Source organism: Streptomyces sp. SID5464 (assembly GCF_009862985.1).
Classification (GTDB): Bacteria; Actinomycetota; Actinomycetes; order Streptomycetales; family Streptomycetaceae; genus Streptomyces; species Streptomyces chartreusis_D.
The window spans coordinates 10876-30246 of sequence record NZ_WWIQ01000066.1 but is presented as its reverse complement, the minus strand read 5'-3'; the positions used below and the strand labels follow the sequence as shown (position 1 = coordinate 30246).

16 protein-coding genes and 1 pseudogene are annotated in these 19371 nt (G+C 71.0%); 7 read left to right on the top strand and 10 right to left on the bottom strand.

Annotated elements, in window-relative coordinates:
* Window positions 1-35: 35 nt before the first annotated feature.
* From msrA to GTY47_RS31435, 4 genes are all read left to right on the top strand, one after another.
* Window positions 36-704, top strand: a complete 669-nt coding sequence (gene msrA / locus GTY47_RS31450; RefSeq protein WP_010045662.1) for a peptide-methionine (S)-S-oxide reductase MsrA — start codon at window positions 36-38, stop codon at window positions 702-704.
* Window positions 705-846: 142 nt separating this feature from the next.
* Window positions 847-1983: an AI-2E family transporter gene (locus GTY47_RS31445; protein ID WP_050810317.1), complete on the top strand. Its 1137-nt coding sequence runs from the start codon at window positions 847-849 to the stop codon at window positions 1981-1983.
* A 103-nt stretch (window positions 1984-2086) separates the two neighbouring features.
* Window positions 2087-2764, top strand: coding sequence for a DUF4389 domain-containing protein (locus GTY47_RS31440; RefSeq protein ID WP_010045656.1), 678 nt, complete (start codon window positions 2087-2089; stop codon window positions 2762-2764).
* A gap of 117 nt (window positions 2765-2881) precedes the next feature.
* Window positions 2882-3799 carry a DUF5829 family protein gene (locus GTY47_RS31435; protein WP_010045652.1) on the top strand — a complete coding sequence of 306 codons (918 nt, stop codon included), beginning with the start codon at window positions 2882-2884 and terminating at the stop codon, window positions 3797-3799.
* A gap of 36 nt (window positions 3800-3835) precedes the next feature.
* Here the strand turns inward: GTY47_RS31435 and GTY47_RS31430 are convergent, their stop codons facing one another.
* The 3 genes and pseudogenes from GTY47_RS31430 to GTY47_RS31420 all read right to left on the bottom strand — a co-directional run.
* Window positions 3836-4597, bottom strand: coding sequence for an NAD(P)H-binding protein (locus GTY47_RS31430; protein WP_010045650.1), 762 nt, complete (start codon window positions 4595-4597; stop codon window positions 3836-3838).
* A 111-nt stretch (window positions 4598-4708) separates the two neighbouring features.
* Window positions 4709-5092: a VOC family protein gene (locus GTY47_RS31425; protein ID WP_010045648.1), complete on the bottom strand. Its 384-nt coding sequence runs from the start codon at window positions 5090-5092 to the stop codon at window positions 4709-4711.
* Between the two features lie 145 nt (window positions 5093-5237).
* A pseudogene (locus GTY47_RS31420) lies at window positions 5238-6275 on the bottom strand (NAD(P)-dependent alcohol dehydrogenase); the annotation flags it as partial.
* Window positions 6276-6455: 180 nt separating this feature from the next.
* Here GTY47_RS31420 and GTY47_RS31415 point away from each other — a divergent pair.
* A complete protein-coding gene (locus tag GTY47_RS31415) occupies window positions 6456-7376 on the top strand; it encodes a helix-turn-helix transcriptional regulator (protein WP_010045643.1) in 921 nt (306 codons plus the stop codon).
* Window positions 7377-7463: 87 nt separating this feature from the next.
* Here the strand turns inward: GTY47_RS31415 and GTY47_RS31410 are convergent, their stop codons facing one another.
* The 3 genes from GTY47_RS31410 to GTY47_RS31400 form a co-directional block, all read right to left on the bottom strand.
* Entirely contained in the window at window positions 7464-10778 is a 3315-nt protein-coding gene (locus tag GTY47_RS31410; protein ID WP_029181570.1) for a S8 family peptidase, read from the bottom strand.
* 315 nt (window positions 10779-11093) lie between these two features.
* The gene (locus GTY47_RS31405; protein ID WP_010045640.1) at window positions 11094-12344 is read right to left on the bottom strand and encodes an Ig-like domain-containing protein; all 1251 of its coding nucleotides are present in this window, start codon (window positions 12342-12344) and stop codon (window positions 11094-11096) included.
* Window positions 12345-12620: 276 nt separating this feature from the next.
* Window positions 12621-12953 (bottom strand): hypothetical protein, encoded by a 333-nt coding sequence (locus GTY47_RS31400; protein ID WP_050810316.1) that lies wholly within the window; start codon window positions 12951-12953, stop codon window positions 12621-12623.
* A gap of 109 nt (window positions 12954-13062) precedes the next feature.
* Here GTY47_RS31400 and GTY47_RS31395 point away from each other — a divergent pair, with 109 nt between their 5' ends.
* A complete protein-coding gene (locus GTY47_RS31395) occupies window positions 13063-13377 on the top strand; it encodes a hypothetical protein (RefSeq protein WP_231911128.1) in 315 nt (104 codons plus the stop codon).
* A 75-nt stretch (window positions 13378-13452) separates the two neighbouring features.
* Here the strand turns inward: GTY47_RS31395 and hutH are convergent, their stop codons facing one another.
* The 3 genes from hutH to GTY47_RS31380 form a co-directional block, all read right to left on the bottom strand.
* Window positions 13453-14991: a histidine ammonia-lyase gene (gene hutH / locus GTY47_RS31390; protein WP_029181568.1), complete on the bottom strand. Its 1539-nt coding sequence runs from the start codon at window positions 14989-14991 to the stop codon at window positions 13453-13455.
* Between the two features lie 93 nt (window positions 14992-15084).
* Window positions 15085-16239, bottom strand: coding sequence for a GGDEF domain-containing protein (locus GTY47_RS31385; RefSeq protein WP_029181567.1), 1155 nt, complete (start codon window positions 16237-16239; stop codon window positions 15085-15087).
* An 83-nt stretch (window positions 16240-16322) separates the two neighbouring features.
* Window positions 16323-17123, bottom strand: coding sequence for an enoyl-CoA hydratase-related protein (locus GTY47_RS31380; protein ID WP_010045628.1), 801 nt, complete (start codon window positions 17121-17123; stop codon window positions 16323-16325).
* Window positions 17124-17338: 215 nt separating this feature from the next.
* On the opposite strand from GTY47_RS31380, the gene GTY47_RS40485 reads away from it, so the two are divergent.
* The gene (locus tag GTY47_RS40485; RefSeq protein ID WP_010045626.1) at window positions 17339-17995 is read left to right on the top strand and encodes a hypothetical protein; all 657 of its coding nucleotides are present in this window, start codon (window positions 17339-17341) and stop codon (window positions 17993-17995) included.
* A gap of 48 nt (window positions 17996-18043) precedes the next feature.
* On the opposite strand, the gene GTY47_RS31375 is transcribed toward GTY47_RS40485, so the two are convergent.
* Entirely contained in the window at window positions 18044-19147 is a 1104-nt protein-coding gene (locus tag GTY47_RS31375; protein WP_010045620.1) for an adenylate/guanylate cyclase domain-containing protein, read from the bottom strand.
* Between the last annotated feature and the right edge of the window lie 224 nt (window positions 19148-19371).

Sequence of the window (19371 nt, the reverse complement as noted above, 5' to 3'; positions counted from 1 at the left end):
CGCCCCGCGTGGGTGTCGCGCCGATTGGAGACCGCATGTTCCTGCACAGCCGTACGCCCCAGCTGCCGACCCCCGAGCAGGCGCTGCCCGGCCGCCCGGAGCCGGCCTTCACGGTCCCCGACCGCCACACCGTCCTCGGCAACGCGCTGCTCGGCCCCTACCCCGAGGGCCTGGAGACCGCCGACTTCGGCCTGGGCTGCTTCTGGGGCGCCGAGCGCAAGTTCTGGCAGCTCCCGGCAGGGGTGTGGACGACCCTCGTCGGCTACCAGGGCGGCTACACCGAGAACCCCACCTACGAGGAGGTCTGCTCGGGCCTGACCGGCCACACTGAGGTCGTCCGCGTGGTCTACGACCCGAAGCTGATCTCGTACGAGCGCCTGCTGAAGACGTTCTGGGAGTCCCACGACCCCACGCAGGGCTTCCGCCAGGGCAACGACGTGGGCACCCAGTACCGCTCGGCGATCTACACCCACACGCCCGAGCAGGCGGCCACCGCCAAGTCCTCGCGCGACTCCTACCAGAGGGTCCTCACCGCTTCCGGCCACGGCGAGATCACCACGGAGATCGTCCCGGCGGAGGGCCGCCCGTTCTACCCGGCGGAGGCCTACCACCAGCAGTACCTGGACAAGAACCCGGCGGGTTACTGCGGCATCGGCGGTACGGGCGTGTCCTGCCCGATCGGCGTGGCCAAGGCAGAGGGGTGACGACGGGCGTCACCCCGACGCCGCGGCGAGCCGAGGTGGCGCCGCCACATCGTCACTGCCGCGTCCACGGTTCGCACCGCGCCGCTACCGTATCGGAGTGATCGGCCGTACCACTGGGACTTCGTGGCAATAAGGTGCCCCCGTGACTGCGCCTTTGAGTTCCACGAAGACCCGTGACGCGCTCCGGATATCCGCCCGCGTCTCCGCAGAGTTGCTGTTGGTGCTTGCGATGCTGGCGGTGACTCTGTGGTTGCTGGGGCGGATGTGGTCGGTGGTCTGGCCGCTCGTCGTCGGGCTGCTGCTGACCACGCTGACCTGGCCCGCGGCCCGCTTCCTCCGGCGGCGCGGGTGGCCGCCCGCGCTCGCCGCGTCGGTCGTGACCGTGCTGTTCCTGCTGGTCGCCGCGGGTGTCGTGGCGCTGATCGCCGTGCCGGTGGCATCCCAGTCCGGTCAGCTGACCGACGGCGTCGTCGAGGGCATCCAGAAGATGCGCGAGTGGGCCGCCGGGCCGCCGTTGAACATCGGTGACGCCCAGATCAACAAGGCCTTCGACACCGCCGTCGCGCGGGCACAGGAGGGCCTCGGCAGCATGGTCGGCGCTGTCGTCACGGGAGTGAGCACCGTGGTGAACGGCTTGGTCACCGCCGTTCTCGCCCTCTTCCTGATGTTCTTCTTCCTCAAGGACGGACCGCGGTTCCTGCCGTGGCTCTCGCGTCAGCTGCCCGGCCGGCTCGCCGCCGACGTCCCGACCGTCTTCGAGCGCGGCTGGAACACGCTGGGCGCCTTCGTGCGTTCCCAGGCGGCCGTCGGCCTGCTCGACGCCGTACTGATCGGGCTGGGCCTGTGGATCCTGGGCGTACCGCTGGTGCTCCCGCTGGCGGTGCTGACCTTCGTGTCCGCGTTCGTGCCGATCATCGGCGCCCTGTTCGCCGGTTTCGTCGCCGTCCTCATCGCGCTCGTCTCCAACGGCCTGACGGACGCGCTGATCGTGCTGGCCATCATCGTCGTGGTGCAGCAGTTGGAGGGCAATGTGTTCCAGCCCATGATCCAGAGCCGGGGGCTGGGTCTGCACGCGGGGGTGGTGCTGCTGGCGGTGACGCTGGGCGGCAGTCTGGCCGGCATCGTGGGCAGTCTGCTCGCCGTCCCCGTCGCCGCGCTGATCGCGGTGGTCTGGAACTACGTGCGCGAGCAACTCGGCGATCCGCCGCAGGAACCGGACGGTACCGATGAACCGGACGGCACCGACGAGCCGGACAGCGCCGCCCCACTCCCGTCGTGACAGTCCCGGACGCACGAGCCCGCCACGGGCGCGCGAACGGACCCGCCCAGGTCGCGGGGCTCCCTCTCGCTTGCGAGCCTGCAGGCGAAGGGAGTGCCGCCCCATGGTTCCTGTCACCGCGTCGCCCGTGCGGCTGGAGGCGTCCGTCGACGCCCGGTTGTCCCGATGGCTGTGGCTGCTGAAGTGGTTGCTCGCGATCCCGCACTACATCGTGCTGTTCTTCCTGTGGATCGCGTTCGTCCTCGTGAGCGTCGTGGCGTTCTTCGCCATCCTGTTCACCGCCCGGTACCCCCGGTCCCTCTTCGACTTCAACGTCGGCGTACTGCGGTGGAACTGGCGGGTGACCTACTACGCCCACACCGCGCTCGGCACCGACCGGTACCCGCCGTTCACCCTCGCCGACGTGCCCGGCTATCCGGCCCACTTCGACGTCGCCTACCCCGAACGGCTCTCGCGCGGCCTGGTCCTCGTCAAGTGGTGGCTGCTGGCGATCCCGCACTACATCGTCGTCGCGATGTTCGTGGGCGGCGGCTGGGGCTGGGACGGGGACGGCTGGCGGGGAACCGGGCTGATGCCCTTCCTCTCGCTGGTCGCGGTGGTCGTCCTGCTGTTCACCGCCCGCTATCCGCGGCACCTCTTCGACTTCCTGCTCGGCCTCGCCCGCTGGTGCGCGCGGGTGACCGCGTACGCCGCCCTGATGACCGACCAGTACCCGCCCTTCCGCCTCGACCCGGGCGGCCAGGAGTCCCCCGACCGAGGGCCCCTGAGCAAGGGCCCCTGACAAAGGGCCGTCACAGCTCCCGTGTCACAGGGCCCTCCGACAGACGCCGCAATCCCCAGCGGAAGCGATTGTTCCCGCTCTACGCTCCTCCGCATGACGGTCAGACGAGCATTACAGATGATCATGGTCGTCGCCCTGGCCCTCGCGGGGGCGGTCCAGGGCGGGGTGAGCTCCGCGCAGGCCGAGGACGGCGGACGGCAGCTCCTGTTCTACAACCACGCCTACGGCGTCCTCGACCGGGAGACCGCCGACGCCATCGAGCACTCCGACTATCTCAGGGACTTCGCCGACTTCCAGGTCCGCACCACGACCGGTTCCGGCGGGCAGACCTGGACCGGCCGATACCTGATGGGCCGCGAGACCTACATCGAGCTGTTCGGGATCGGCGACGTCCCCGGCAAGGACGGCACCCTCGGCGCCACCGGCCTGGGCGTCTCGGCCGAGCGGGAAGGCGACCTGGCGACGGTGATCGCGCGGCTGCGCGAGCTGGGGATCAGCGACCCCGTCGAGTTCCAGCAGACCCGCGACTTCGGCGACGGCGTCCCGGTGCCCTGGTTCGACGCGGTCCTCACCACCGAGGAGTACGACCTCTTCGGCGCCTGGGGCATGGAGTACCGGCCGGAGTACTTCGCCGACCCGCGCAGCAACACCGAGCCCGCCGCACACCCCGGTGACGTGGGCCGGGAGCGCTATCTGCCCGACGCCTACCGCGATCACCTGATGCGGGACGTGACCGGCATCCGGCTCGCGGTGACCGCCCGGGACCTCGCCGGCACGCTGCCGCTGCTGAAGGCCGGCGGGTTCGCCGTCCGGTCCCTGCCAGGTGGGGGCGCCGTCGCGAAGGGCGGCGGCACCACGGTGCGGTTCGACGCCGTGCCGCTCGACCGGGTGGGACTGCGGCAGGTCGAGATGTCGCTGAACAGGCCGGTGTCGTACCGGCACGAGGAGCGGATCGGTCACTCCGCCCTGGTCGTCGGCCCGGGGTCCCGCGCCGTGTGGACCTTCGGCGAGCAGGACCGGCCGACGGCCCGGTAGCACCCGGCCGGCAAGGGTTCGGCCCGGCCGGAAGGATCAGCCCAGCTTCTCCGCGAGGAACTCCTCCCAGGTCCGCTTCCCTGCCTCCGCCCCCTCCAGTGTCAGGTTCGCGCCCGCCCGGTACGCCCGCCCCGCCTTCCCGGGGATGCGCACCGGCAGCATCGGTCGGCGCCGGCCGCTGTGGCGGAGGTAGGGACGGGCCAGGGCGGCGAGATCGTGGACGCGCGGGCCGGTCAGGTCCGGGACCAGGCCGGCCGGGGCGCCGAGGGTCAGGTCCGCGAGGCGGGCGGCGACCTCCCGCGAGTCCACCGGCTGGAGCCGGAGGCCACCGGGCACCGGGAAGACCGGCAGCTTCGTCATCTTCTCGACCACGGTCAGTGCCAGGTCGTGGAACTGGGCCGCGCGCAGGATCGTCCACGGGATGCCCGAGCCGGCGACGGCCCGTTCCGACTCCAGTTTCGTGCGCATCCAGGCCAGCGGGACCCGGTCCGCGCCGACGACCGAGATGTGCACCAGGTGCCGTACGCCGGCCGGCGACGCGGCACGCACCAGGGTGCGGGTCGCCTCGTCGTCGCCCTTCGGTCCGCCCGCCAGATGCAGCACGGTCTCCACACCGTCGACGGCAGTCTCGACGCCCTCGCCCTTCAGCAGGTCACCGGTGACGTACTCGACACCGTCCGTGGCGGGGCGGGGGTGCCGGGTGAGGATCCGCACGTCGTGGCCGGACGCGCGCAACAGCGGGACGACGTGGCGGCCCAGCGTGCCCGTGCCGCCGGTGACCAGGATCGGTGAGGTCATGGCTGCTCCCCAGCTCTTCGCCTTCTGATTCGCCTTCGCCGGTATGACGAAGGGCGGCGCGAAGATGTGACGAGCGGGGTGCGAACACTCGGCCGCCGGCTCGCCGACGGCTCAGCCGCCGCTGCCGTACGGCCGCGTGATGATCTCCAGGCGGTGGCCGTCGGGGTCGTCGAAGTACGCGCCGCGGCCGCCGTCGTGGTGGTTGATCTCGCCGGGACGGCTGTGGAACGGGTCCGCCCAGTACGTCAGACCGGCCTCCTGGATCCGGGTGAAGATCTGGTCGAACTCGTCCTCCGAGACGAGGAAGGCGTAGTGCTGCGGTGTGATGGCGCCGGGGCTGTCCATGTAGTCGAGCGTCACGCCGTTGGGGATCTCGACGGGGAGGAACGGACCGTAGGGCGGGCTCACGTCCAGTCCCAGGATGTCGGCGAGGAACCGGGCCGAGACGCGCTTGTCGTGGGCGGCGACGATGGTGTGGTTCAGCTGCACGGTCATGGTGGGCCTCCCCTGACGTACCTGGCGAACCCCTTGGTGCACTCGTGTACCCCCGCAGGCACCTCCTCGCGCATCACGAACGCCCTGAGGGCCCCGGGCGAGCTGCCGGGGCCCTCAGGGCAGATGCGAAAACCGACCGGTCGCAGATGGTCGCCGTGTCGATCACGAACCGGTAGCGCACGTCGCTGGCGACCACGCGCTCGTACGCCTCGTTGATCTGGTCACCGCGGATCAGCTCGATCTCGGCACCGAGGCCGTGCTCGGCGCAGAAGTCCAGCATCTCCTGGGTCTCCGCGATGCCGCCGATCATGGAACCGGCGAGGGTCTTGCCGCCGCCGATCACCGAGAAGAGGTTGAGGGCGATGGGCTCCTCGGGGGCGCCCACGTTGGCCAGCGTGCCCTCGGTCTTCAGCAGCGAGAGGTAGGCGTTGAAGTCCAGCGGCGCCGAGACCGTGGAGACGATCAGGTCGAAGGTGCCGGCCAGCTCCTCGAAGGTCTTCGGGTCGCTGGTGGCGTAGTAGTGGTCCGCGCCCAGCTTCAGGCCGTCCTCCTGCTTGCGCAGGGACTGCGACAGCACGGTCACCTCGGCGCCCAGCGCGTCCGCGATCTTCACGCCCATGTGGCCGAGGCCGCCCAGACCGACGATCGCGACCTTCTTGCCGGGGCCGGCGCCGAAGCGCTTGAGCGGGGAGTAGAGGGTGATGCCGGCGCACAGCAGCGGCGCGGCGACATCGAGGGAGAGGCCGTCGGGGATGCGGACGACGAAGTTCTCGTCGACGACGACCTTCTGCGAGTAGCCGCCGTAGGTGGGCTCGCCGTCCTTGCCTATGCCGTTGTACGTGGGGACGTTGCCCTTCACGCAGTACTGCTCACGTCCGGCCTTGCAGTTCTCGCACTCGCGGCAGGAGTCGACCATGCAGCCGACGCCCACACGGTCGCCGACGGCGAACTTCGTGACGCCCGGACCGACCTCGGAGACGACACCGGCGATCTCGTGGCCGGGGACCATCGGGAAGATCCCCTCGCCCCAGCCCTCCCGGGCCTGGTGGATGTCCGAGTGGCAGATACCGGCGAACTTGATGTCGATCAGGACGTCGAACTCGCCGACCTCGCGGCGATCGATGGTGGTGCGCTCCAGCGGAGCCTTGGGCGCGGGGGCGGCGTATGCAGCAACAGTGGTCATGCCGGGGGTTCTCCTAGCAGGGTTCCGTGCCCGGCTGCCTTCTGGATGTTCTGACCGGGCACGATCACCAGCGTGCCGGGTCCGCGAGCGTCTACCCAGGCCACGGTTTTGCGTATGCACAGCGTGCGTACCACTGGCGGGGTCAGGCTCGTGTGCGTACGACCGTGAATACTGGAGGCCATGGACGAACAGCCCGAACCCGTACAGGAGCCCGCACCGGAGACCGGCGGGGGCCTGGACCGGCGTGCCGAGCTCAGCGAGTTCCTGCGCACCCGGCGCGCCCGGCTGAAGCCGGAGGACGTGGGGCTGCCCGACTTCGGACGGCGGCGGGTCCCGGGGCTGCGCCGTGAGGAGCTGGCCCAGCTGGCCGGTGTGTCCGTGGCGTACTACACACGGCTGGAGCAGGGCAACGGGCGCAACGTCTCCGCGGAGGTGCTGGACGCGATCGCGCGCGCCCTGCGGCTGACCGGCGCCGAGCACGCCCACCTGATGCACCTGGCGAAGCCGAAGCAGCACAAGAAGAAGCAGGCGGCGCGGGCCCAGCAGGTGCGGCCGGCGTTGCGGCATCTGCTGGACTCGATCGACACCGTCCCGGCGTACATCGTCGGGCGCCGCTCGGACATCCTGGCCTGGAACCGGATGGCCGCGGCCCTCTTCGGCGACTGGGCGGAGCTGCCGGCGCCGGAGCGGAACTGGGCGCGGCTGGTGTTCCTCAGGCCCGACTACCGCGAGCTGTTCGTCGAGTGGGACCAGAAGGCGGCCGACATCGTCGGCTTTCTGCGCATGGACGCGGGCTGCCATCCGGACGACCCGCGGCTGTCCGCCCTGGTGGGCGAGCTCTCCGTGAAGAGCGAGGAGTTCCGCCGGCTGTGGGCCGCGCACGACGTCAAGGAGAAGAGCTACGGCGTCAAGCGGATGCGGCACCCGCTGGTCGGCGACCTGACCCTGTCCTTCGAGACGTTCCGCCTCGTCGACGAGGCCGAGCAGGCCCTCATCACGTACCACGCGGAACCGGGTTCCCCGTCGGCGGAGGCGCTGCGGCTGCTGGCGAGCTGGGGCGCGGACGCGACCCGGGCGGCGACCGGCACACCGGCGCAGTGAACAGGAACGGCCCGCCGGAAGCCGAGGCTTCCGACGGGCCGCTCACTGACGAGCCCTACGGCTCACCCCGCGGGTGAGCCCGGCGGCTCACTTGCCGTAGTACGCGTTGTAGATCGAGACCGTCGACTTGTTGCCCTTCTTGTCGGCGATCTTGGCGTGGAAGGAGATGGCCTTCCCCTTCGCCGGGTTCTTGAAGCTGACCTTGCCCTTCTTGACGTCGAGCTTCTTCCAGGTCTTGCCGTAGTCGTACGACACGTACACCGACAGCGACTTCAGGTTGCTGCCCTTGGCCGCGCCCTCGACGGTGACCGGGATGGTGACCGTCTTGCCGGCCGGGACCTTGCTGTCCAGGCCGGTGGCCGCGTTGAAGCGGACCGTGGAGGCGGGCAACTGCTTGATGCCGGAGCTCTTCTTGGAGCGGAACGTCCAGCTCGCGTCGATGCGGGTGGAGGCCGCCGCGACCTTGACGCTGCGCTTGACCGACGTCGTCAGCTTGTACTCGGCGTCACCGGCCGGGACCTTGAACTGCTTCTCGCCGAACAGCGGGTCGTCGTTGCTGCCGACCTTCTTGCCGTTGCGGTAGAGCGTCGTGTCGACCGAGGAGAAGTTCGAATAGCCCGCGTTGCCCTTGCCGTCCGCGAACAGCGGCAGCGAGCCGTAGAGCTGGTTGCCCTCACGGAAGAGGCCGAAGTCGGCGCTGAGGCGCGGTCCGAAGACGGCCGTGTTGACGGTCTTCGAGTAGGTCTTGCCGGCGGCGAACTTGTGCGTGCCCAGCGTGTAGCCGGCCTCGTCGACCGGGAAGCCGTCCGCGTCGCGACCGCCGTACTGGGAGAAGTCGAACTGCCACTGCACGCCGCCCGCGGTGGACAGGTGCAGCGTCCGGGTGCCGGGCAGGGACTGCTCGATGCCGATCGAGGAGGCGCTGCTGCTCCACGGCATCCAGCCGACGGCGCTGATCGAGCCCTTCTTGCCGCTCGCCGCGGCACCGAGACCCGCCTTCACCGTGGCGAGCTCGCTCGCCTTGTAGTGCTTGGTGTAGCCGGTGGCGAGCTGCTTGACCGGACCGCCGCCGGTGACGCTGTACTGCTCCTTGTCACCCTTGGTCCAGTGGCCGTCCCACTGCTGGGTCACCGAACCGTCGGTGATCTGCGGGCCGACGTGCGCGGTGCGGATGTCGGCGTACGAGTCGAGGAGCCAGCCGAAGCCGTAGCTGGAGTCCTTGGTCTCCACCGTGTAGTCGGCGGTGGCGAACTCCGACTTGGCGGCCTTGTCCGGCACGGTGATGTCCACCGGCTTGGCCTTGCGGGCGTCCAGCGTGATCGTCGTGTTCTTGGTGACGTTCAGCTTGGGCTGGGCGAGCCAGTCGGCGCCCTGGAACTTCTCCGGGTCGTCACCCACGTAGACGTTGGTGTTGAGGACGTAACCGCCCTTGGGCACCCGGGTGGTGACGGTGCCGTCCGCGTCGTACGGCGAGTAGAACTTGCCCTTGCCCACGCCCGAGACCGCGGCCAGGTCGGCGCTGTAGTTCTTGGCGGGCTTGCCGTCACGGTCGAGGAACTTCAGCGTGACGTCGTACGACTCGACCTCGCGCTGCACCGCTGCGGCCGTGCGGACGGTCTGGCCGCCGCCCGTCGCCGTCACGTAGGACGAGTAGGCGCCGTCGAGCGTGCCGCCCAGCTTGGTGTTCACGGTGAACGGGACGGAGGCCTTGCCGCCGGCCGGGACGGTCACCGAGGTGGCGCCGAGCTTGAAGAAGCCGGCCGGGGCGGCCTGGCCCTTCGGGTTGGTGGCGGTCGACGTCAGCTTCAGCGTGACGTCCTTCGTACCGAGGTTGCGGTACGTCAGTTCCTTGGTGACCGGCTTGTCGTCGGTGTGCGGCCACTGCTGGACGCCGAAGCTCACCGACGCCGGGTCGGCGATCACGGACTGCGTGATGGCCTTGTCGACCTGGATACGGCCCGAACCCTGCTGGAACGGCGTGTACTTGCCGCCCTTGGTGGAGCCGGTGAGGGCGCCCTTCAGCTCGGGGTACTTCCAGTCCGGGTGCTGCTGCTTCAGCAGCGCCGCGGCGCCCGCGACGTGCGGGGTCGCCATCGACGTACCGGAGATCGTCATGTAGCCGGCCGGCTTCTCGCCGACCTCGGCGGCTATCTGGTTGCCGGGGGCGGAGGCCGCGGTGATGTCCACGCCGGGCGCGGTCACATCGGGCTTGAGGGCGCCGTCCAGGCCGGGGCCGCGGCTGGAGAAGTCGGCCAGCACGTCCTTGTCGTCGACCGCGCCGACGGTCAGGGCCGCGGCGGCGCTGCCCGGGGAGCCGATGGTCTGCTCGCCGAAGTCGCCCTCGTTGCCGGCCGCGATGGCGAACAGGATGCCCTTCTCCTCGGACAGCTTGTTCACCGCCGCTTCCAGCGGGTCGATCGCGGGCGTGTCGCCGCCGCCCAGGCTCATGTTGACGACGTCGACGCCCTCCGCGGCGGCCCACTCGATGCCGGCGAGCACCTCGGAGTCGCTGCCGAATCCGCCGTCGTCGAGCACCTTGCCGTTGAGGATCTTCGCGCCGGGCGCGACACCCTTGTACTTGCCGCCGGACTTCGCGCCGGTACCGGCCGCGATGGAGGCGACGTGCGTGCCGTGGCCGACCTTGTCGGAGGTGTCGGGCGAGGTGGTGAAGTTCTTGGCGCCGATCACCTGGCCCTTGAGGTCGGGGTGGGTGGCGTCGACACCGGTGTCCAGGACGGCGATCTTCACGCCCTTGCCGTCGTAGCCGGCCGCCCATGCCTTGGGGGCGCCGATCTGCGGGACGGACTTGTCGAGGCTGGCCTTGCGGACGCCGTCGAGCCAGACGTGCGCGATGCCGGAGGCCGTCTTGTCGCCGTTGGTGACGGCGTCCCACAGCTCGGGCGCGTCCTCCTGCGGCGTCTGCACCGCGTCGGCGTTCACAATCTTCAGAGAGTGGCTGAGCCGACCGGCGTCGCGGACGTCGGCCTTGGTGGCCGCGGCGCTGCCCTGGTAGCCGACGATGACCTTCAGGCCCTTCTTCTGGGCCTTGCGGGTCGCGGACTTGTTGAGCTCGGTGACGTCGAAGAGCCGCTGGTCGAGCTTGCCGGTGGCGACCAGGCGGGCCGCGTCGGCCGGGATCACGAGCGTGTGGCCGTCGAGCTTGCGGACCTGGACGGGTATGTCCTCGCGTCCCTTGGCCCGCTCGAGGCCGATGACACGGCCCTTGGCGTCCAGGACGACCCGGTCACCGGTGATCAGTGTGATGCGGTGCTTGGCGGTGACCGACGCCTGCTTCGCGGCTGCGGTCGTCTGCTCGCCGTTCGCCGACGCCGGGCTGGTCATACCCGCCGCCAGGGCCACGGCTGCAGCTGTGGCGACCGTGGCCGCGCACGCTCTTTTCACTTGTCTGCGCAAGTTTCCCCCTTGCAGAAGTACCGGGCGAATTCCCCGTTCACCCGGCCGGGGGTGGTCTCGTACACATGGGCGTACACCCCCCGGAATAGGCAGTATGCCGACGGGTGATCAGGTGCTCAATAGATGAGAGCGAGGTAAGAAATCCGTCGGCAGGCTGTTACACGGCTGCCGGAACTCCGTTACAGGGGTGGACGGTTGCGCACGCGTGTTCTCCTTGACACGCCCGTACGCAAGGCGAGCCGCCGCCCGCCCCGGGATCGGGGCAGGGCGGCGGCTCGCCTGGGTGCGGCTACGGAATACCCGTCAGACCGCCGAACCGGCCTTCCAGTCGGCCCAGCTCATGTTCCATCCGTTGAGGCCGTTGTCCGGCGCGATGGTCTTGTCGCCGGTGTTCTCGACGACCACCACGTCACCGATCATCGAGTTGTTGTAGAACCACGCGCCCGGGGTGTTCGGGTCGTTCGCGCCCTTCGCGTCCTGGAGGCCGACGCAGCCGTGGCTCGTGTTCACGTTGCCGAAGATGGACTTGGCGCCCCAGTAGTTGCCGTGGATGAACGTGCCGGAGCTCGACAGGCGGATGGCGTGCGGCACGTCCTTGATGTCGTACTCGCCCTTGCCGTCGTCGTCCGTGAAGCCCACGGTCGCGCCGTTCATGCGCGTCTCCTTGAACTTCTCGGACATCACCATGATGCCCTCGTAGGTCTTGTTCGCCGGCGAGCCGGCGGAGATCGGGATCGTCCGGACGACCTTGCCGTCCTGCGTGATCTTCATCTGCTTGGTCTTCGCGTCGACGTACGAGACCTGGTTGCGGCCGATCTTGAAGGTGACCGTCTTCTGCTGGACGCCGTAGACGCCCTCGGCACCCTGGACACCGTCGAGCGCGAGCTTCAGCGTGACGGTGGAGCCTTCCTTCCAGTAGTCCTCGGGGCGGCAGTCCATGCGGTTGGCGTTGAACCAGTGGCAGGCGACCTCCTGGCCGCTGGTCGTGCTGACCTTGATGCCCTTCTGGACGGCGGCCTTGTTGGTGATCGCCTTGTCGAAGTTGATCGAGACCGGCATGCCGACGCCCACGGTGGTGCCGTCGTCCGGGGTGAAGGTGCCGATGAAGCTGTTGGCCGGGGAGACCGTGGTGAACGAGGCGTTCTCGTGGGCGACGCGGCCGTCGGAGTCCTTCGCCTCCGCCGCCAGCTTGTAGGTCGTGGAGCGCTCCAGCTGCGTGCTGGGCTTCCAGCTGGTCTTGTCGGCGGATATCTGGCCGCTGACCTCCGTGCCGTCGGCCGTCGTCATCTTGACGCTCGTGAGCGTGCCCTTGCTCACGGTGACGGCTGCGGAGTTGTTGATGGAGGCGTTGTCGGAGCCGTCCTCGGGTGTGATCTTGATCTGGGCCTTGGAGGCCTTCTTGGCCGCGGCCTCGTCGACCTTCGACTGGGAGCTGCCGCCGCCGTCGCTGCCGGAGGCGTTGTCGTCGCCGCCGGAACAGGCCGAGAGCACCAGCACTCCGCCGAGCAGTGCGGACGCGACCGTCAGGCCCTTGCGCCGCTTACTGACCGTCATCACACGCTTCTCCATCGTTGCCGATTTCCCCAAAACCCCGAGTGTCCCCGTCAAAGTCCAAGTGCCCCCGTCAGGACTCGTGAGTCCTCGCCCGGAACTTTCAACGCTACGACCGGTTCATCCGGTTCCCCATGCCGCGCACGTGTGGGGATCACCACGTCCGCGCACGTCCGCGGCGAACGGGCGCGGACGGTGCGGCTCAGGGCGGTGCGCCGCTTGAGACGCAGTGACCCCGGACGACGGTTGCCGCCCGGGGTCACTGTTTTCCCAAGTGCCTCAGCTGTCGCTGTCGTCGTCGACATCATCCTCGTCGAGGTCCCAGTCCGGCGAATCGGGGTCGTACTCGATCCGCTCGCTGCTCCAGGAGGCCTGCTGGAGCTCCACCCCCGGCACCTTGCTGACCAGGTCGAACGGATCCACGAGGTACGCGAGGGCCTCGGCAGTGTCTTCCGTCACAGCGGCTTCGCCGTGGGCCCGTTCCGCGGCCGGCATCTCGCCGTCGTCGGCGATCCGGCGCAGCGCGGCCTTGGTGATCCCGTCCGCGTCCTCGACCTCGAGAACGAGTTCCACCCGAAGCCGGACAAAACGTGATGTCTCTGGAGTGCTCATGGCGCGAGCGTACGTCCAGGCCCTCCCGTGACTTTCCCGTGACCCGCGACTTTCACTAACATCGCCCCACACGGCCAATTCGCCAGCGCCACAAGGGGATCGATATTCCGTGTCATCCGCTCGCCGTCCGTTGCTGACCGCCACCGCCGCAGCGACCCTGCTGGGCGCCCTGTGGTTCGTCCCCTCCGCCAACGCGACGTCGGACTCCCCGGTGAGAGACGCGGTCGCGGCGAGCCCGTCGCCGCAGGTCACGGAGCAGGCGCGGATCGCGGCCACGACCGCGGGCGACTCCGTCACCGGCACCCGCCTCGCCGACACGGGCAGCTTCGACAGCACGCCGTACGTCATCGGCGGCACGCTCTTCCTCACGCTGGGCGCGGGCTTCGTCGCGTACTCGGTCCGCCGGGAACGCCTCGGTTTCTGAGGTCGGCTTCCGACGTCACGCGGCCGGGGCCCTGCCACGCGGCGGGGCCCCGGCCGGCCTTCCCCTCCTGACCGCCTACTGAAGCGGGCCGGTGACCGTCTCCACCGCGGCCAGCAGCCGCCCGTCGCGCACGAACGCGTCCGCCGCGGCCAGGTCGGGCGCCAGGAACCGGTCCGGGCCCGGGCCCTGGACTCCGGCTTCGCGCAGGGCGTCGATGACCGCCCGCGTCGCCGGCGCCGGGGTCAGCCCCTCGCGCAGTTCGATCGCGCGCGTGGCGGCGTACAGCTCGACGGCCAGGACCCGGGTGAGGTTGTCGACGGCCGTGCGCAGCTTGCGCGCCGCCGACCAGCCCATCGAGACGTGGTCCTCCTGCATCGCGGAGGAGGGGATCGAGTCGGCGGACGCCGGTACGGCGAGCCGCTTCATCTCGCTCACCAGCGCGGCCTGGGTGTACTGAGCGATCATCAGGCCCGAGTCCACACCGGCGTCGTCGGCGAGGAACGGCGGCAGGCCGTGGCTGCGGTTCTTGTCGAGCAGCCGGTCGGTGCGCCGCTCGGCGATGGAGCCGAGGTCGGCGACGGCGACGGCGAGGAAGTCCAGGACGTAGGCGACCGGCGCGCCATGGAAGTTGCCGTTGGACTCCACGCGCCCGTCGGGCAGTACGACCGGGTTGTCCACCGCGGAGGCCAGCTCGCGGTCGGCGACGAGCCGGGCATGGGCCATGGTGTCCCGCCCGGCCCCGGCGACCTGCGGGGCGCAGCGCACCGAGTAGGCGTCCTGGACGCGCGGCGCGTCGTCCTGGTGATGCCCGGTCAGACCCGAACCCTTCAGCACCGCCAGCATGTTGGCGGCACTGGCGGCCTGCCCCGGGTGCGGCCGGATGGCGTGCAGTTCAGGGGCGAGGACCTTGTCGGTGCCGAGCAGGGCCTCCAGCGACAGAGCGGCCGTGACGTCGGCGGACCGGTAGAGCGTGTCCAGGTCGGCCAGGGCCATGACCAGCATGCCGAGCATGCCGTCGGTGCCGTTGAGAAGGGCGAGGCCTTCCTTCTCGCGCAGTTCGACCGGCTGGATGCCGTGCTCGGCGAGGAGTTCGGCGGCCGGGCGCACGGCACCGTCGGGCCCCTCGGCGTCTCCCTCGCCCATGAGCGCGAGCGCGCAGTGCGACAGCGGCGCCAGGTCGCCGGAGCAGCCGAGGGAGCCGTACTCGTGCACGACCGGGGTGATACCGGCGTTGAGCAGGTCGGCCATGGTCTGCGCGACCTCGGGCCGTACGCCGGTGTGCCCGGAGCAGACGGTCTTCAGCCGCAGGAACATCAGGGCGCGTACGACGTCCCGCTCCACCCTCGGTCCCATGCCGGCGGCGTGCGAGCGGACGATGTTGCGCTGGAGCTGTGCGCGCAGCTCAGGGCTGATGTGCCGGGTCGCCAGGGCCCCGAAGCCGGTGCTCACGCCGTACACGGGATCGGGCTTGGCCGCCAGCGCGTCCACGATCTCGCGGGCCGCGGCGAGGGCGGCCAGCGCCTCCTCGGAGAGCTGGACGCGGGCGCCGCCGCGCGCCACGGCGAGCACGTCGGACGCGGTCACCCCGGACGTCCCCACCACCACAGTGTGCATATCCATATTCAGGAGCGTACGCAGTGAATTCGATGATGTCACCACTGGGGGCGGGGTTCACCCCTTACTGATGCGTCACACGGCCGGCCCGCTTCAGGGCGCGTGCCGCCCCCGGAAGCGCCGGCGCTCACCGTCGGCCTCCTGGGACGGCTCGTCCGCGAGCCGCACGACGGGGTCGTCGGGGCCGGCCCGCCCGGCGACGACCGGCCGCGTGGCCCGCTCGGCCTTCGCCCGGTACTGGGCCGCGTCGGCGAGCCGGAACAGCCGCCGGGCCGAGCGCACGGGCCCGATCGGATCCTCGGTGGACGCGACCCCGCAGGCCACACCGTCCCCGAGCTCCAACTCCGCCGCCCTGCGGCACAGTTCACCAGCCGCCTTCACGACCTGGTCGGCGGGCGGCCCGACCGCGAGCAGACAGAACTCGTCCCCGCCGAGCCGCGCCGCCAGGGCCCCCGGCAGCATGGCCCCGCACAGCGACAGCACCGAGCCGAAGCGCTCCAGGAGCCGGTCGCCGGCGGCGTGCCCGTGGGTGTCGTTGACGCGCTTGAGCCCGTTCAGATCGCAGACGACGAGACTGACGACGGCTCCGTCCCCGCGGTGCCGCTCGATCGCCTGCTCCAGGCGTACGTCGACGGCACGGCGGTTGGCCAGTCCCGTCAACGCGTCGGTGAACGCGAGGCGCCGGGCCTCCTCCAGCCGCTCGGTCTGGGCGATACCGGCGGCGACGACGGCGGCCAGGACGGTGGCGAAGTCGGCGTCGGCCCGCTCGAAGACGGGCTCCCCGACCGGCCGGGCGACGTACAGCTCGCCCCAGGCCCGGCCGTGCAGCACGATGGGCGCGACCACGCAGCAGCCGCGACCCCGGCGGCGCAGGGCGGCGACGCGCTGATGGCAGTACCCGGGACGCCGCCCGGCGGCGGGCCCCTCGGCGGTCTCCACCCAGGCGTCCGGCTCCCCGCCACCGGCGGCCCACCGCTCGTGCAGGAATTCGGTGATCTCCGCGAACTGGTGCACCGGGTAGGACTCGTCCTCCGGGAACTCCTCTTCCCCCTCGGCCAGCTCACCGACGTTCACGAGGACCTTCAGCCGCCCGAGCTCCCGCTCCCACACCGACAGCGCGGCGAAGCTCCCGCCCAGCGCCCGGCACGCCCCGACAGCCGCCGCACGCCACGCCTCACGCGACCCGTGCGCGGCCGCCATCCCCTGAGCCAACGCGACGACAGCCACAAGCCGTCTGTCCTCACCCATCACCCCAGGCTAGGCAGTTTCCAGCCATTTGGTTCTGTTGACGGGGCGAACGGGGAGGACCGGACGCCCCCAGCGGCCTCGGCTCACTCCCCCGGCCACTGCGGCCTCCGCTTCTCGTTGAACGCGGCGACCCCCTCCGCCCGATCCCCCGAGAACGCCACAGCCCGCCAGGCCGCGTCCTCCACCTCGAGCCCGGCCCGCAGGTCCAGCCCCTGCCCCAACCGCAAGGCCCGCTTCGCCGCCCGCAGCCCCACCGGCGAGTTCCCGGCGATCCGAGCAGCCAGCTCCAGCGCCGACTCCCGATCCCGCCCCTCCTCCACCACCTGGTCGACCAGCCCCAACTCCCCCGCCTCGACGGCCTCCACCCGCCGCGCCGAGAAGATCAGCTCAGCCGCCCGCGCCGCCCCCACCCGCCGCGGCAGCAACTGCGTCCCCCCACCCCCGGGAATCACCCCCACCGAGACCTCCGGCAACCCCACCACCGCCGTCCGGTCCGCCACGATCACGTCACACGCCAGCGCCAGTTCGAACCCGCCCCCCAGCGCGAACCCGTGCACCGCCGCCACCGTCGGCACCGGCAGTTCGAGCACCCCGGTGTACGCCCCCCGCGCGACGGGCCGCTGCCGCACCAGCTCGGCATCGCTGAACGAGTTCCGCTCCTTCAGATCGGCCCCGACGCAGAACGCCCGCTCATGCGACGAGGTCAGGACGACCACCCGTACGTCCCGGTCCTCACCCAGCGCCGCACACGCCCCGGCGATCGACCGCGCCATCTCCGTCGACACCGCGTTCATGGCCTTGGGCCGGTCGAGGACGAGCTCCGCGACATGCCCCTGCTCATGCCGCCGCACCAGCACGAACTCCCCGAACCGTTCCTCACTCATGACACCCTCCGGTTAACGCGGGTTAACACCTTCACCGCTCCGATCATCGCAGCCCCACCCCACCCGCGGAAGAGCGGACGCGTCCGGTTCCGGCCCCGCCACCCCGCCCACCCGTTCGAGTGACATCACCCCGACTCCGGCCCGATCACCCACGGCAGCGCATAGCGTGCGTTGGCCACGGCGCGCTGGGGGCGCGTGCGTACCGGGGAGGGACCATGACGACGACGAACACGCCGGCGAGGCCGCAACGGAACACCGACCCGGCCACGCCGTACGCCCCGGCCCCCACGGAAACGGAAACCGGCCCCTCCTCCCCCCGCACCCGAGGCCGCCACCGCAAGCCCCGTCCCCGCAAGGCCCTGCTCGCCGCCGGCGGCCTCGCCCTGGCAGCCGGCGCCCTGAGCCTCGTACGCCTGACCTCCGGCCCCGGCACCGACAGCGTCGGCACGGTCGAGGCCGAGCCCCGCCCGGACCCCGTCACGACCGGCACGGACGACGCCACGAACACCGCCGCCACCGCACCCGCCACCCCCGAGGCGAGCCCCTCGTCACCCACCGCCCTGGGCGGCCTGACCCCGTCGCCGGGCACCCGCGGCCAGGCCAAGGCCTCGCCCACCCCGTCCACGCCGCCGTCCGCCGACACCCGGGGGGCACATTCGGCCGCGGCTCCCCAGCCCACGACCATCCCCGACACGCCGAACCCCCCGGCACCGTCGGCGACGGGCAAGGCCCCCCGCCCGGCCCCGCCCCAGTCCTCACCACCGAGCCGGACGGCCCCAGCCCCGGCACCCGAGCCCGAGAAGCCGAAGAAACCGCAGGACCCGGGCCTGTGCGTGCCGGTCATCGGCGTGTGCGTGGACCTACCGGGCTGAGAGCACCCGTCGGCCCCGGCCGGCCTCCGCCGGCCTCCGCCGGCCTCGTCAGGCGCTGTCCCGCCGTGTGAGCAGCCACGGCTCCACGACGCCCAGCCCACGCACCGGCCGCTGCCACATCGGCTGCAACGCGAACCGGTACGACGGCGGCTCCTCGCCCTCCTTCTCCGCCGCCGCGGCCTCCTCGGCCGCCTCCGCCTCCGAGGAGGGGGCGTCCTGCGTGCGGATCAGCTCCTCGGCGAAGGCGGTGTCGACGAGTACGGCGTCCTTCGGAGCTATCGAGGTGAGCCGGGAGGCCAGGTTCACGGTCGTACCGAAGACATCACCCATTCGGGTGGTCACCGTGCCGAACGCCATGCCGACGCGCAGCTCCGGCATCGTCTCGTCGTGCGCCATGGTCTCGATCAGCCGGAGGGCGATCTCGGCGGCCGTGCCCGCGTCGTCGGCGGCGTACAGCACCTCGTCACCGAGGGTCTTGATCAGCCGACCGCCGTTCGCGGCGACCAGGTCGGCGGCGGTGGTCTCGAAGGCCTCGACCAGCTCGCCGAGCTCCTCCTCCTCCATCCGGCGGGTCAGCCGCGTGAACCCGACCAGATCGGCGAAGCCGACCGCGAGCCGCCGGTCCACCATCTCCTCGTCGTCGGCGGCCTGCACGACCCGTCCGGCCGAGGCGGCGAGCTGCCGCCGCCAGACGTAGACCAGGAACTCCTCCAGCTCGGGCAGGAGCAGCTCGACGATCGGGTACGTCACCTCGGTGCGCGTCATGCCCGGCTCGGGCGGCTCGGTCAGCCCCTCCAGGAAGGAGTCGATCTGCCATTCGGCGAGCCGCGCCGTGGTCTGCCCGGTGGACCGGGCCACCTGGACGGCCATCGCCTCGCTCAGCAGCCCCGCCTCGACGAGACCGGCCAGGCGCCGCAGTGCGAGGACGTCCGCCTCCGTGAGCGCCTTGGCCTGCCCGATGTCGGCGAAGCCCATGGCCCGCCAGAAGCGGGAGGCCAGTTCCATGGAGACGCCGGCGCTGCGGGCCGCCTGGAACGGGGTGTAGCGGCGCTCGGCGCCCAGGATCAGGTGTTCCAGACGCAGGGCGAGCGGATCCTCGCCGGGGTCGGCGCCCTGCGCGTCCGTGCCGGAACCCGAGTCGTCGACGGTCACGCGTGCTGCCCTTCCGATCTGTCACGGCCATGTATCGACCGGCCTCAACTCTACGGCAGGTGTGCGCCAGCTCACTCCGTCAGGTTCAGCCGTGGGATGAGGCGCCCGGCGTCTCCAAGGCACCCGGCGCTGCCCCACCGTCCCAAGGGGCCTCAGTCGCCGGACGGGCTGAGCGGGCTGATCGACTCGCCCAGCTGCGGGCAGTCGTGCCGCTTGGGGCGGCA